This is a genomic window from Microvirga aerophila (assembly GCF_003332305.1).
Classification (GTDB): Bacteria; Pseudomonadota; Alphaproteobacteria; order Rhizobiales; family Beijerinckiaceae; genus Microvirga; species Microvirga aerophila.
In genome coordinates, this window is the sequence record NZ_QOIO01000003.1 from 190,243 (window position 1) to 203,656 (window position 13,414).

The 13,414-nt window shown below is 65.3% G+C and carries 12 protein-coding genes; 5 read left to right on the top strand and 7 right to left on the bottom strand.

Annotated elements, in window-relative coordinates:
- Positions 1 to 39 precede the first annotated feature (39 nt).
- Complete coding sequence (locus DRB19_RS03265) at positions 40 to 1,254, top strand: MFS transporter (protein WP_114184597.1); 1,215 nt, start codon at positions 40 to 42, stop codon at positions 1,252 to 1,254.
- A gap of 113 nt (positions 1,255 to 1,367) precedes the next feature.
- Here the strand turns inward: DRB19_RS03265 and clpB are convergent, their stop codons facing one another.
- Entirely contained in the window at positions 1,368 to 3,992 is a 2,625-nt protein-coding gene (gene clpB, locus DRB19_RS03270; RefSeq protein ID WP_114184598.1) for an ATP-dependent chaperone ClpB, read from the bottom strand.
- 180 nt (positions 3,993 to 4,172) lie between these two features.
- Here clpB and DRB19_RS03275 point away from each other — a divergent pair, with 180 nt between their 5' ends.
- Together DRB19_RS03275 and DRB19_RS03280 are read left to right on the top strand one after the other, a co-directional pair.
- The gene (locus DRB19_RS03275) at positions 4,173 to 4,523 is read left to right on the top strand and encodes a hypothetical protein (RefSeq protein WP_114184599.1); all 351 of its coding nucleotides are present in this window, start codon (positions 4,173 to 4,175) and stop codon (positions 4,521 to 4,523) included.
- Positions 4,524 to 4,529: 6 nt separating this feature from the next.
- Entirely contained in the window at positions 4,530 to 4,793 is a 264-nt protein-coding gene (locus DRB19_RS03280; protein WP_114184600.1) for a hypothetical protein, read from the top strand.
- A 68-nt stretch (positions 4,794 to 4,861) separates the two neighbouring features.
- On the opposite strand, the gene DRB19_RS03285 is transcribed toward DRB19_RS03280, so the two are convergent.
- A complete protein-coding gene (locus DRB19_RS03285) occupies positions 4,862 to 5,725 on the bottom strand; it encodes a LysR substrate-binding domain-containing protein (RefSeq protein ID WP_114184601.1) in 864 nt (287 codons plus the stop codon).
- Positions 5,726 to 5,821: 96 nt separating this feature from the next.
- Here DRB19_RS03285 and DRB19_RS03290 point away from each other — a divergent pair, with 96 nt between their 5' ends.
- Together DRB19_RS03290 and DRB19_RS03295 are read left to right on the top strand one after the other, a co-directional pair.
- Positions 5,822 to 6,238, top strand: a complete 417-nt coding sequence (locus DRB19_RS03290) for a tautomerase family protein (protein ID WP_114184602.1) — start codon at positions 5,822 to 5,824, stop codon at positions 6,236 to 6,238.
- Positions 6,239 to 6,302: 64 nt separating this feature from the next.
- On the top strand, positions 6,303 to 7,088 hold the full coding sequence (locus DRB19_RS03295) for an MOSC domain-containing protein (RefSeq protein WP_114184603.1): 786 nt from the start codon (positions 6,303 to 6,305) through the stop codon (positions 7,086 to 7,088).
- 184 nt (positions 7,089 to 7,272) lie between these two features.
- Here DRB19_RS03295 and DRB19_RS03300 read toward each other — a convergent pair whose 3' ends face one another.
- The 5 genes from DRB19_RS03300 to ptsP all read right to left on the bottom strand — a co-directional run bounded on the left by DRB19_RS03300 (position 7,273) and on the right by ptsP (position 13,344).
- Positions 7,273 to 8,352, bottom strand: a complete 1,080-nt coding sequence (locus DRB19_RS03300; protein WP_114184604.1) for a DUF4167 domain-containing protein — start codon at positions 8,350 to 8,352, stop codon at positions 7,273 to 7,275.
- Between the two features lie 372 nt (positions 8,353 to 8,724).
- Positions 8,725 to 9,570: a peptide chain release factor N(5)-glutamine methyltransferase gene (prmC, locus tag DRB19_RS03305; RefSeq protein WP_114184605.1), complete on the bottom strand. Its 846-nt coding sequence runs from the start codon at positions 9,568 to 9,570 to the stop codon at positions 8,725 to 8,727.
- A gap of 11 nt (positions 9,571 to 9,581) precedes the next feature.
- Positions 9,582 to 9,995 (bottom strand): FosX/FosE/FosI family fosfomycin resistance hydrolase, encoded by a 414-nt coding sequence (gene fosX / locus DRB19_RS03310; RefSeq protein ID WP_114184606.1) that lies wholly within the window; start codon positions 9,993 to 9,995, stop codon positions 9,582 to 9,584.
- On the bottom strand, positions 9,992 to 11,080 hold the full coding sequence (gene prfA / locus DRB19_RS03315) for a peptide chain release factor 1 (protein WP_114184607.1): 1,089 nt from the start codon (positions 11,078 to 11,080) through the stop codon (positions 9,992 to 9,994). Before prfA ends, fosX begins: the two co-directional genes overlap by 4 nt.
- The gene (ptsP, locus tag DRB19_RS03320) at positions 11,080 to 13,344 is read right to left on the bottom strand and encodes a phosphoenolpyruvate--protein phosphotransferase (protein WP_114184608.1); all 2,265 of its coding nucleotides are present in this window, start codon (positions 13,342 to 13,344) and stop codon (positions 11,080 to 11,082) included. Before ptsP ends, prfA begins: the two co-directional genes overlap by 1 nt.
- Positions 13,345 to 13,414: the final 70 nt, after the last annotated feature.

Below are 13,414 nucleotides of genomic sequence, written 5' to 3' on the forward strand. Positions count from 1 at the left end.
CGGCTTGCCTGTCGCAGCATAAATTCTTATGGCCTTCCCATGACGCAGAATCCGCCCAACCCCAAACAGCATCTTGCCTTCATTCTGATAGCCGCCAGCACGGTGATCGCAATTGCGGGCACCGATCTCGTGCTGCCCGCCGTGCCGAGCCTTCCCCAGGCCCTCGGAGGTTCAATCGAACGGTCGCAAATTGTTCTTGCGGCCTACGTCTTTGGAACGTCGGTCGGACTTGTTTCATTTGGTGAACTCGGAGCGCGATATGATCGCCGGCTTCTGCTGACCGTGTCACTGGGTCTCTTTGCTGCCGCTTCTCTCGTTGCGGCCTTTGCTCCAGACATCGAGAGCTTGATCGCCATCAGATTCGCACAAGGCGCTTTCGGATCCGCGCCCGCTGTCTTCGCACCAGGGCTGATCCGGTCACTTTACGGCGATGCGAAAGCCGTTGGCGCGCTGGGACGCCTCGGGTCGATCGAGTCGCTCACACCTGCGCTTGCCCCGATCGCGGGCGCCTATCTCCTGGCCGTGGGGGGATGGCAGGTCTCGTTCCTGTTGCTCGCAGCACTTTCCGTTGCGATCGCTACAGCGCTGCAGATGTCGGGGGCTCTTCTGTTGCCGCGAGAAAGCCAAATCGAAACGGGAACCGGAAATGGCGGCTACGGAAAGCTGCTCAAGAACCCGGTATTTCTCCGGTACGCCCTGAGCCAGGCGTTTTCGCTCGGAAGTCTCCTCATCTTCGTGTTCGGAGCTCCTGCGGTCATGACCGGTCCCCTTGGACTTGATCTCAGCGCCTTCATCGTTCTCCAGGTCTCGGGCATCTCCATGTTCATCCTGGGAGCCACCCTCTCAGGGCGGCTGTCGACAGCCTTCGGAGCGGAGCGCCTGATCAGTGGAGGAACCCTCCTGCTCCTGACAGGATTCATCGCCCTCCTGCTCTATGCGGTTCTCGGCGGCAGAAGCCTGCCCGTCATCGTCGCGTGTTCGCTCATCGTCAACCTGGGCTTCGGGCTTCGTGGGCCGCCAGGCTTCCATCAGGCGGTGGTCGCGTCCCGGGGCGACGATGCCCGCGGAGCCGCCCTGGTGGTGCTCGGCATTCTTGGCACCGCCGGAATCGGCACGGCCGCCGCCGCACCCTTCATCAGCATCGGGCTCGTGCCGATCACCGCCGTCGCCACGGCGGTCGCCCTTGCGGGCTGCCTGTCATTGGCGGTTCTCCCGGCGCGCTTCGATGAGACGATAATGCCGCTGGACCGATAGCCCACCGATCCGCTGAAGCTATTACTTTCGCAAACCAGCCTTCGGCAGGGAGGGCTAAAGAAAAGCCCCGCGGTGTCCCGCGGGGCTCTGTGTCTTCCGGACCTGCGCCAGCCTTAATTCAACCGCACACCTTGCGGTGCACGTTCGCCGGCTTTCACCACTGTGCCCTCGCCGATCACGAGGCCCATGGGGCCGGCGTGGACGCGGACGGTTTCGCCGTCCTTGATCTCGCCGGCGAGAATCGCCTCGGCCATCGGGTCCTGCACGTGCTTCTGGATCACGCGCTTCAAGGGGCGTGCGCCGTAGGCCGGGTCGTAGCCTTTGTCGGCGAGCCAATCACGGGCGTCCTGGTCGAGCTCGAGGGTGATCTTGCGATCCTCCAGGAGCTTCTGAAGACGGCCTATCTGGATGTCCACGATGGCGCCCATCTCGGAACGCTTGAGCCGGTGGAACAGGATGATCTCGTCCACGCGGTTGAGGAATTCCGGCCGGAAGTGCGAACGCACCACGCCCATCACCTCGTCGCGCACCTCGTCGGTGTCGTGGCCCTCGCCCTGGTTCACCAGATATTCGGCGCCGAGATTCGACGTCATGATGATCAGGGTGTTGCGGAAGTCCACGGTGCGGCCCTGGCCGTCCGTGAGGCGTCCGTCGTCGAGCACCTGCAGCAGGACGTTGAACACGTCCGGATGCGCCTTCTCGATCTCGTCGAACAGCACCACCTGGTAGGGCCTGCGGCGAACGGCTTCGGTCAGAGCGCCGCCCTCCTCGTAGCCCACATAGCCGGGAGGGGCGCCGATGAGCCGGGCGACCGAATGCTTCTCCATGTATTCCGACATGTCGAGGCGGATGAGCGCCGTCTCGTCGTCAAACAGGAAGCCCGCGAGCGCCTTGGTGAGCTCGGTCTTGCCGACGCCTGTGGGGCCGAGGAACATGAACGAGCCCATGGGCCGGTTCGGGTCCTGCAAGCCCGCGCGGGCACGGCGCACGGCGGTGGAAACCGCCTCGACCGCTTCGCGCTGTCCAACGACGCGCTTGGCCAGTTGCTGCTCCATGTGCAGCAGCTTCTCGCGCTCGCCTTCCAGCATCTTGTCGACAGGCACGCCGGTCCAGCGGGAGACCACCTGCGCCACGTGGTCGGGCGTGACCGCCTCTTCCATCAGGCCGCCGCCATCGGCGCGGTTCTCCACGTCGGCGAGTTCCTTCTCCAGCCCCGGAATGATGCCGTAGGAGAGTTCGCCGGCCTTGCCCCAATCGCCCGCGCGCTGCGCATTGGCGAGTTGGTTGCGGGCTTCGTCGAGCCGCTTCTTCAGCTCCGCGGCGGTGCCGAGCTTGTCCTTTTCGGACTTCCATCGCGCCGTGATGGCGGCCGATTGCTCCTCGAGGTCCGCCAGCTCCTTTTCGAGCCGCGCGAGCCGGTCCTTGGAGGCCGCGTCGGTCTCCTTCTTCAGGGCCTCCTGCTCGATCTTCAGGCGCACGACCTCGCGGTCGATGTTGTCGAGCTCTTCGGGCTTCGAGTCCACCTGCATGCGCAGGCGCGAGCCCGCCTCGTCGACGAGGTCGATGGCCTTGTCGGGCAGGAACCGGTCGGTGATGTAGCGGTTCGACAAGGTCGCGGCGGCCACCAGTGCGGAGTCGGTGATGCGCACCCCGTGATGCTGCTCGTACTTCTCCTTCAGGCCGCGCAGAATCGACACCGTGTCCTCCACGGTGGGCTCGCTCACGAAAACAGGCTGGAAGCGCCGGGCCAGCGCCGCGTCCTTCTCCACGTGCTTGCGATACTCGTCGAGGGTCGTCGCCCCGACGCAGTGCAGCTCGCCGCGGGCAAGCGCCGGCTTGAGCAGGTTCGACGCGTCCATGGCGCCATCGGCCTTGCCTGCGCCGACCAGTGTGTGCATCTCGTCGATGAACAGGATGATGCCGCCCTCAGCCGAAGTCACTTCGCTGAGCACCGCCTTCAGACGCTCCTCGAATTCGCCGCGATATTTCGCGCCGGCGATGAGCGCGCCCATGTCGAGGGCAAGCAACTGCTTTTCCTTCAGGGATTCAGGCACGTCGCCGTTGACGATGCGCAGCGCGAGGCCTTCCACGATAGCGGTCTTGCCGACGCCCGGCTCGCCGATCAGCACCGGGTTGTTCTTGGTGCGCCGGGACAGAACCTGGATCGTGCGGCGGATTTCCTCGTCGCGGCCGATCACCGGGTCGAGCTTGCCGTCGCGCGCCGCTTCCGTGAGGTCGCGGGCGTATTTTTTCAGCGCGTCATAGGCGTTTTCGGCCGTCGCGTTGTCGGCGGTGCGGCCCTTGCGAAGCGCGTTGATGGCGGTGTTCAATCCTTGCGGCGTCACGCCCGCCTGGGCGAGAATCTTTCCGGCTTCCGTGTCCTTCTCGACCGCGAGAGCCAGCAGCATGCGCTCGACGGTGACGAAGGAATCGCCCGCCTTGTCGGCTGTCTTCTCGGCATTGTCGAAGAAGCGCATCAGCTCGCGCGTCGCCTGCGGCTGAGAGGCCGCGCCCGACACCTTCGGCTGCTTGGCGAGCCACTGCTCCACCGCCGCATGCGCCTCGCGGGAGCGGCCGCCGGCGCGGTCGATGAGGCCGGCGCACAAGCCTTCCGGATCATCCAAAAGCACTTTCAGCACGTGGCCTGGAGCCAGCTGCGGATGGCCCTCGCGCATGGCGAGGTTCTGCGCCGCCTGAACAAAGCCCCGGGCCCGCTCGGTGTATTTCTCGAAATTCATGTGTCACCCCTTCTTGGGCCGCCTGCCCTGCAAGAGGCTCAGGCGTACCCCCGTGATGTCGGACCTTGCCAATGAAGCATCCGCCAGGGCTTAGGTGGTGTGGCCAATCCGCCACAACAAGGGGGAGGAACCCCTTTCGCACCCTTGCATTGACCCTGCGAGATTTGGAGGAGGCAAGCCATGATACGCGACCCGCGTTCGGAAGCCGAGAAGGCCCGAGCCGATCTCGTGCGCAATTCGGAGATGGGTATGGCGGTGCCGGAGAGCCCGCTTGAGGAGCGTCCCTCGGTGACGCCGGAAACCTTCGGCGAGAGGCGCCACGGGGAGACCTTCGGCGACACCACCGAGAACGGGCGGGTGTCGATCATCGACGAGACCGCCAGCCAGGACGAAGCGAACCGCGACATCGGCGATTCGACCGGCACGATTGCCACCTCCCGGGACATCCCTGTCGATCCCGCCCATGTCATCCCGCCCCCAACCCATCGGAGCGATGAGGACGATCAAGTGCTCTCGCGTGCAAAGGAGTAAAGAAGAATGGCCCTATCCGATATTCTCGCCCGCTTCAGCCCGAGGAAGCGCCGCGCCGACAAAGCCCGCGAGGAGCTGAAGGCCAATGCCGAGAAGGCCCTGCGCATGAAGCAGGAAGCCGATACCGGCACGCGGATTCCGCCCCACCAGACTGCCAACGAAGGCATGCGTGATCACAGCTCGAACGAGGATCACATCCCGGCTCGCGAAGGCTATTTCACGCCCGAGCTCAAGCGCACGAAGGTAGCACGCTCCGGCGACGCCTCCTGATCGGTCCTGCTGTTCCCTGATAGAAGAACCCTGCCAGCAATGGCGGGGTTTTTCGTCGTGCGATCGCCTCAAGCCTGGAACCTGCGGCGGCACAGGGTCACCAGATCGTCCCGGGCGGCCCATGGGCTGTTCTCGTCCGCAACGTAGAGCGAGAACGCGACGCTCGGCAGAGCCGGGAGCCCCAGATGCGCGACGTCGTCCAGTCTCGGCGCAAGAAGGTGTCGGGTGCGCACTGTCACGCCGAGGCCGGCCTCGACGGCCATCCTCAGTCCCGACAGGCTTGGACTCGTGAATGCGACTCGGTGGCCGCGGTCTGCGGCCGCGAGGCCGTCGATGGCGGCGCTGCGGAAGGAGCAGGGGGGATCGAACATGACCAGCGGCACCGGCTCGTCCGGGTCGAGCGCCAATCCCTCCCGCCCGATCCAGATCATGGGAATTTCAGTCAGCGTTCCACGGTTGAGCGGATGGTCGCGTCGGATGGCGATGGCCACGTCGATGGCTCCTTCCTGCACCGCGTCGATCAGCTTTGCGGAGCGGTCGATCTGCAGGGTCAGCTCCACTTTCGGATGGTCGTCGGCGAAGCGTCCGAGCACCTCCGGCAGAACCGCCTCGGCAAAATCCTGCGTGGCGCCGAACCGGAGCGGCCCTCGGGAATCCTGTCCCGGCCGGAAAGCTAGAACCGCCTCGTCATTGGAGCGCACGATCCGGCGAGCGAAACCCAGCAGCCTCTCCCCCGCAAGGGTCAGTGCAACCTCGCGATTGTTCCGGCGAAAGACCGGTGCTCCCAAATCGGCTTCAAGGCGCTGGATCTGCAGGCTGACCGCAGAGGGCGAGCGCCCCACTAGTTCGGCAGTCTCGGCAAAGCTCCGCCCGTCCGCTATCAACAGGAACGACCGAAGCACGCCGATATCGAGATTGATTTCGCGGCCCATATGTTGAGTTTATCTCAATCAATGATCTGGATAAATCAAATTTTCTGTACTCACAGCGAGGCGTAGTCTCAACGTATCGCAACGTGAGGATTCGTCGTGCCCATCCTGAACCTGAAAGTCTCCGCTCCCCGCTCAGCCTCCCTGTCTCGCACCCTCTCGGAAGGCCTTGTTGAGGCAACAGCCCGCATTCTGCGCAAGAATCCAGAAATCACAGCAGTCGTTATCGACTATGTTTCGCCGGAGGATTGGATCGTCGGAGGCAGGAGCCTCGCCGAGCAGAAAAAAGCGAGCTTCTGGCTCGACATCAAAGTGGCGGACGGCACCAACACCAAGGACGAGAAGGCGCTTTATCTCGCGGAGGTCTTTGCGTTCATGGGCCGCGTCCTCGGCAGCCTCCACGAGGAGAGCTATGTGCTCGTGCACGAGGTTCCGGCCGATGCCTATGGGTTCGGCGGTCTCACACAGGAGCACCGCTACATCGCCAACAAGCTGCGCACGGCTCTGGCCGCCTGAACGGGGCAAGAAGGGGGCAGCCAATCCCCTTGATGCCCCCTCAAGCGCCCCTTATCCATGACGCATGAGCATTCGCATTGCGTCCCTCCAGCGCTACCCCGTCAAGGGCCTCTCGCCCGAGCCCCTTTCATCCGCGCTCCTTACGAAGGGCGGCTATTTCCCGGGCGACCGTCTCTTCGCGGTCGAGAACGGGCCCGCAGGGTTCGACCCCGAGAACCCGGCGCATCAGCCCAAGATCAAGTTTCTCATGCTGATGCGCAACGAGAGCCTGGCGCGGCTCACCACCCGCTATCTCGACAAGATCACAACCCTCTTCATCGAGGAGGGTGGGCGCGAGGTGGCCCGGGGCGATCTTTCCACCCCGCAGGGGCGGCTTGCCATCGAGGCGTTCTTCCGTCGCTACATGCCGAAGGAACTGCGGGGGCCGCCGAAGGTGCTCTCTGCTCCTGAGGGATTTCGATTCACGGATTCGCGCCGCGGATACGTGTCGCTGATCAACCTTGCCAGCGTACGCGAGCTGGAGAACGTGGTCGGGGCCCCGGTCGATCCCCTGCGGTTTCGCGGCAACATCCATCTCGACGGACTCGCGCCCTGGCAGGAATTCGGCCTCGTGGGGCAGGTGCTGGCAACGCCCTCCGGCGTGCGGCTGAAGGTGACCAAGCGGATCGAGCGTTGCGCCGCCACCAACGTGGATCCGAGGGCCGGCCTTCGCGATCTCGAAATTCCAAAAGCGCTCATGCGCGCCTACGGCCACTTCGATTGCGGCATCTATGCCGAGGTGCTGGAGGGCGGCTCCCTGGCCGAAGGGGAAAGCCTTGAGCCGGAACAGACCGTGCTGGCGCTGGATTAGAGCATCGGACGAGAAGTCGGATCCGATGAGGTCTGCATCTCAGCCATCCTGGAGCCATGCCGAAGCCGCCGGTGGCGCGTCCACTTAACGGTCCGATGCTCTAGCGCGTCATTCCGATGGTCCAGGCCTGAAACGAAAAAGGGAGAGCAATGCTCTCCCTTTCGGCATTCGTTGCTATCGGGCCTTACTCGGCGGCGTCGGTCTTGACGGCTGCCTGATCGAACAGCTCGGCATCCCGTGCGGCGTTGTCCGCGTCGATTTCCGCGCGGGTGCGGCGGCGGCGGCGAGGACGGGCCTCGGTTTCTTCGCGGGCCGTTTCCTGGGGCGCAGGCACAGGCGCAATCGCCGGTGCTTCCACCACTGGCATCGCGCGAACCGGATTCGTCAGAAAGGCCGGAAGGCTGCTCGTCTCGGCGGCTTCAGGCTCGTTCCGGCGGCGCTCCCGGCGGAATTCACCGCGGCCACCCCGCTGATCACTACGATCCTGGCGCTCCCCCCGGTCGGGACGATCAAAGCGCTCTTCACGCTCCTGACCCTCTTGGCGGTCGCTCCGCTCCGGGCGGTCCTGACGGACGAACCGATCCTGGCGCTCCTGGCCTTGGCGCTCCTGGCCTTGGCGTTCTTGGCCCTGGCGCTCTTGGCGCTCCGGACGCTCGCCACGATCCTGGCGGTCGTCGCCCCGGTCGAACTCCTGACGGGGCTGGTCGTCGCGCTGGAAATCCTGGCGCGGACCACGGTCGCGCTGGAAGCGCTCGCGGCGATCCTGACGTTCACCACGATCCTGTCGCTCTCCGCGATCCTGCCGATCGAAGCGCTCGCCACGGTCCTGGCGATTGCCGCGGTCCTGACGATCGTTCCGGTCGAACCGGGCTGGACGGTCGCCCTCGGAACGCATCTCGAACGGCTGGGGCTGTGAACCTGGGTCGCCGTCTTCGCCGTTGCCGAAGCCACGATCGAAGCCCGGACGCTCGACCTGGGCAAAGCCCTCGTCGTCGCCTTCGTCATCGCGCTGCTGGTAGCCGTACTGCTCGCGCAGCTGCTCCTGCGCGGCGGCGATGATGCGGAAATAGTGCTCGGCGTGCTGGAAATAGTTCTCAGCCGCCACCGGGTCGCCGCTGGCCTGCGCATCGCGAGCGAGTTGGCTGTATTTTTCGGCAATATGCTGCGCCGTGCCACGGATCTTTACGTCCGGGCCGTTCGACTCATAGCTGCGCGTCAAGGGATTGGGACCCTTGTTGTTATTGTTGCGGCTACGGCCGCGCATACGCCTGTTCTGTCCTGGTCTCATTCTGGTCTACGACCCTCGCTGGTTCTTCAAGCCCACGCGATGCAAGCCAATGTTCACCGAACGGGCTTATCGCCCACCGTTCGCGTGGCAACCGTCTGTCGTTCGGCCATGGCTATGAGGCCTAGGCCATCCTTCAGTGTCGGGTTCAAATGATCGCGCCTGGCTGTTCAAAAGCCCCTGCCTGCGCGATGGATATCGTTTGGTCTCCCGGCATGCCCCTCTATCGGAGCTACCGATCTTCTTAGACCGAGGACGATCTCTAACCCAAATCTAGCGGGTTCCGCCCGGTCCAACAAGCGATATTTCAGCTTTTCTCACGAAATGGAGAACAATACTTATGCCCCGGGATCATGTCCGTTTCAGGGCGACACATCGCGGCTGATCTGAGAGATCGTGTGCGATGGTTAAAACTTCAAGGGCATGACTTGAAGCCAGCGTGGTTAAAGCCTCGGCCTGATCGTACCCGATTTCCAGAATGAGGAGACCGCCTGGGCGGAGCAACGGCAAGGATTCCCGCAGGATGACCCGATAGGCCTCAAGCCCGTCCGGGCCGCCGTCGAGGGCGAGGAGCGGGTCGTGCTCCCGCACTTCCCGGTCAAGGCCTGGAATGACCGGCGACGCGATATAGGGTGGGTTCGAGACGATCAGGTCGAGGGGGCCGGCGAGGGCGCTGCCCCAGTCCGAGAGGGCAAAGAGGCACCTTTCGCCGACGCCGTTGCGCTCCGCGTTCCCGCGCGCCGTCCGGAGAGCCCCCAGAGAGCGGTCGATCCCGAGGCCTTTTGCCCGCGGCAGTTCATGAAGCAGGGCGGTTAGGATGCAGCCCGACCCGGTGCCGAAATCCGCCAGGATCAAGGGGGCCTGCCGGTCGGGCAGGAGACTGAGAGCCATCTCGACGACCGTTTCCGTGTCGGGCCGGGGCACGAGGGTCTCGGGCGAGAGGCTGAAGGGCAGCCCCCAGAACTCTCGCTCCCCGATGATCCGGGCCACCGGCTCGTGCGCGAGGCGGCGCCGGGCATAGGCCCGGAGCGTCTCGGTCTGATCGGGCGTCAGCGGCTCGTCAGGGCGGGTGATGAGGTCGGTAGGAGCAATCCCCAGGGCCGAGAGAACCAGCAGCCGGGCATCGAGCGGCGCGGTCCCAAAACCGGCCTCGGCGAGGGCCTGCCGGAGCTCGCGGAGGGCTTGCGCCCGGGTCATGGCTCGGGCGCTCAAGCTTTCCCGCCCTGTCGGTAGCGCTCCAGCCGCTCTTCGAGGGTGCCGGTATGCAGCTCGAACAAGTGGTTGTCGTGGTCGTAGAAATAGAGGGACTGACCTTCGCCCTCGACACGGGAGCGCGATTCCCGCAGCGTGAGGCCGAGCTTTTCGATGCGTTCCTTGTACGTGTCGAGCATCGCCGCATCGATCTTGAAGGCGATGTGGTTGTAGGTGCGGGTGGGCAGGCTCTCGCCTTCCATGACGGCGATCCAGTGCCCGCCGACGATGAAGAACTTCTCGCGCGATAGGGAGAAGGTTTCGTCGCCGGACGCGTAGACCTCGCGGCCATCGAGCACTTGGCGTACGATGGCGCTCATGCGGTCGAGATCGTGGGTGATCAGGGTGATGTGGCTCAAGCCTTCGATCACGCCGCCTCGTCCTGCGCGGCGAGCTGGGCGGCCTGATGCTCGGTCACGAGGGCGTCGATGAGCTCGTCGAGGGCGTTGCCGCTGATCACTTCCTCCAGCTTGTAGAGGGTCAGGTTGATCCGGTGGTCGGTCACGCGGCCTTGCGGGAAATTGTAGGTGCGGATGCGCTCCGAGCGGTCGCCGGAGCCGACCTGCGCCTTGCGGTCGGCCGCGCGGGCGGCGTCCTTGGCGGTGCGCTCGGCGTCGTAGAGGCGGGCGCGCAGAAGCGCCAGCGCCCGGGCGCGGTTCTTGTGCTGGGAGCGCTCGTCCTGCACGAACACCACGGTGCCGGTGGGAATGTGGGTGATGCGGATCGCCGATTCGGTCTTGTTGACATGCTGGCCGCCCGCGCCCTGCGCCCGCATGGTGTCGATCTTCAGGTCCGCATCGTTGATGGCGATGTCCACATCCTCGGCCTCCGGCAAAACGGCCACCGTGGCCGCCGAGGTATGGATGCGTCCTTGCGTTTCCGTGTCCGGCACGCGCTGCACCCGATGCACGCCGCTCTCGAACTTCAGGCGGGCGAAGACGTTGCGCCCTTTTACCTCGGCCACCACTTCCTTGTAGCCGCCTGCGGTGCCTTCGCTCTCCGAGACGATCTCGACCTTCCATCCCTTGAGGTCCGCGTAGCGCGTGTACATGCGCAGCAGGTCGCCGGCGAACAGAGCGGCCTCGTCGCCGCCGGTGCCGGCGCGGATTTCCAGGATGGCGCTTTTCTCGTCCGCCTCGTCCTTGGGCAGCAGGATGATGCGCAAGTCCTGCGCGGCCCGCTCCACGTCCGCTCGCGCCTGGGGCAGCTCGTCCTCGGCGAGCGAGCGCATCTCGGAATCGGTCGACGGATCGTCGAGCAGAGCCTGGAGGCCCCTCAGGTTCTCCTCCATGGCATGATAGCCCCGGATCGCCTCTACCACGTCGTCGAGCTCCGACAGCTCGCGGGACAGGGCGACAAAGGTTTCGGGATCCGGGCCGGCATTGAGGGTCGCCGTGATGATCTCGTGGCGGGCCAGAATGGCGTTGAGGCGTTCAGACGGAGGAGCGATCGACATCAGACCGGAATACCATGGGTTTCCGCAAAGCGGAGGAGCTTGGGGCGCAACGTATCGCCGCCGTCCCTTTCAAGTTCCTGCCGGATCAGGTCGCCGACGCGCTTGGCCTCGAGTTCCAGCAGCATGGCCTTGACCGGCCCGAGAGAGGCTGGCGACATGGACAGGGAGTGGAAGCCGAGTGCGATCAGCGCCATGGCCTCCAGGGGGCGCCCGCCGATCTCGCCGCAGACGGTGGCCAGGCAGCCCGCCGCCTGGGCCTGTTCGGCCACCATCCTGAGGGCCCGCAGCATGGGCACGCTCAAAGGATCGAAGCGGTCGGCCACCCGCCGGTTCTCCCGGTCGATGGCGAACATGAACTGCATCAGGTCGTTCGACCCGACGGAGATGAAATCGGCAAGCGCGCAGATTTCCTTGAGCTGGAAGAGGAGCGAGGGCACTTCCAGCATGACGCCGAGCTTGAGATCGGACGGCAGCTCATAGCCGTGATGGGACAGATGGGTCTTTTCCCGCTCGACCAGGCTCCTTGCGCGGACGAACTCGTCGCAGGTGGCCACCATCGGGAACATGATCTTCAGAGGCCGCCCGCCCGCCGCTTTCAGCAGGGCGCGGATCTGGGCCCGCAGGAGGCCCGGGCGATCAAGTCCGATGCGGATCGCGCGCCAGCCGAGGGCGGGATTCTCCTCCTCGACCGACTGCATGTAAGGCAGGATCTTGTCGCCCCCGATGTCGAGGGTCCGGAACGTCACCGGCAGGCCGGAGGCTTCCGCAAAGACCGCGTTGTAAAGACCCTGCTGCTCGCCCGCAGAGGGCATGCGCTCTGCGATCATGAACTGGATCTCGGTGCGGAACAGCCCGATCCCCGCGGCCCCCGTCTCGGTCAGGTGCGGCAGGTCGACGAGGAGGCCGGCATTGAGCTGGAGCGTGACCTCGACCCCGTCCTTGGTGACGGAGGGTACGTCGCGCAGCTTGAGATATTGCTCCTGCCGCCTGGCGCGAAGCCGCGCCTTCTCGGCATAGGCCGCCTCGACCTCGGGGCTCGGGCGCAGCTGCACTTCGCCGGCCGCGCCATCGACGATGATCGCATCGCCCTGCTCGGCGAGCGACGTGACGTTCTCCACCTCGCCGACCGCCGGAATCCCCAGCGCCCGGGCCACGATGGCGATATGGCTCGTCGGACCGCCTTCCTCGAGCACAAGGCCTCGCAGGCGCGAGCGGTCGTAGTCCAGAAGGGCCGCGGGTCCCATGGACCTGGCCACCAGAATGGCGTTTTCAGGAAGACCGCTGCGCTCCATCACGAGTTCGCGCCCGACCAGGCGATGCAGCAGCCGGTTGGCCAGATCGTCGAGATCGTGCAGGCGCTCGCGCAGGTAGGGGTCGGTCTGGCGCATCATCCGGGCGCGGTTGTCCGACTGCACGCGCTCCACGGCGGCTTCCGCCGTCAGGCCTGACGTCACGGCTTCGCGCATGCGCCTGAGCCAACCCTGGTCATGGGCGAACATGCGGAAGGTCTCCAGGACCTCCCGGTGCTCGCCGTGATGGGCCACGTCGCCGCGCTCGATAAGCTCGTCGATCGTGGTCCTGACCTCGGCGATGGCCTCTTCCAGGCGCTGCAGCTCCGTCTCGACGTTCTCGGCGATGAGGTTTTTCACCACCACCCGGGGCTCGTGCAGCACCACATGGCCAAGGCCGACGCCATCAGCCAGGGCAAGACCCTTCTGGTGCAGCGGGCGGCGCAGCGCGATGCCTGTCTCCAGGGGCGCCAGCGCCTGCAGCTCGCCCGACGCCAGCATCTCGGCCAGCACCATGGCGGTGGTCTGGAGCGCTTCGAGCTCCTCCTCCGTATAGACCCGGTAGGTGCGGTTCTGGACGACCAGGACACCCAGCGTGTTGCCGGCTCTCAGGAGCGGCACGCCCAGGAACGCGTGGTAAATCTCTTCGCCGGTTTCGGGCTTGTACGAGTAGGCCGGGTGATTCTGGGCGTCCGAGAGGGCCAGCGGTTCGGCGGTGGCGGCGATCTGGCCCACAAGGCCTTCGCCGGCCCGCATGGTGGTGAGGTGGACCGCTTCCCGGTTCAGGCCTTCGGTGGCGAACAGCTCGAGGACGCCGTCGCCGCGCATCACGTAGACGGAGCACACCTCCGCCACCATGTTGGCGGCAATCAGAATGACGATCTTGTCGAGCCGGTCCTGCGCGCCGACCGGCTCCGCCATGATTTCGCGGAGGCGGCGCAGCAAAAGGCGCGGACCGCCGGGCGCGGTTGGCATGATCTTATCGGTTCCCGTCCTTGGCGGCCGCCGGGATGAACCGCCGGCCTTGTCGTGAGTGTCGCAGCCT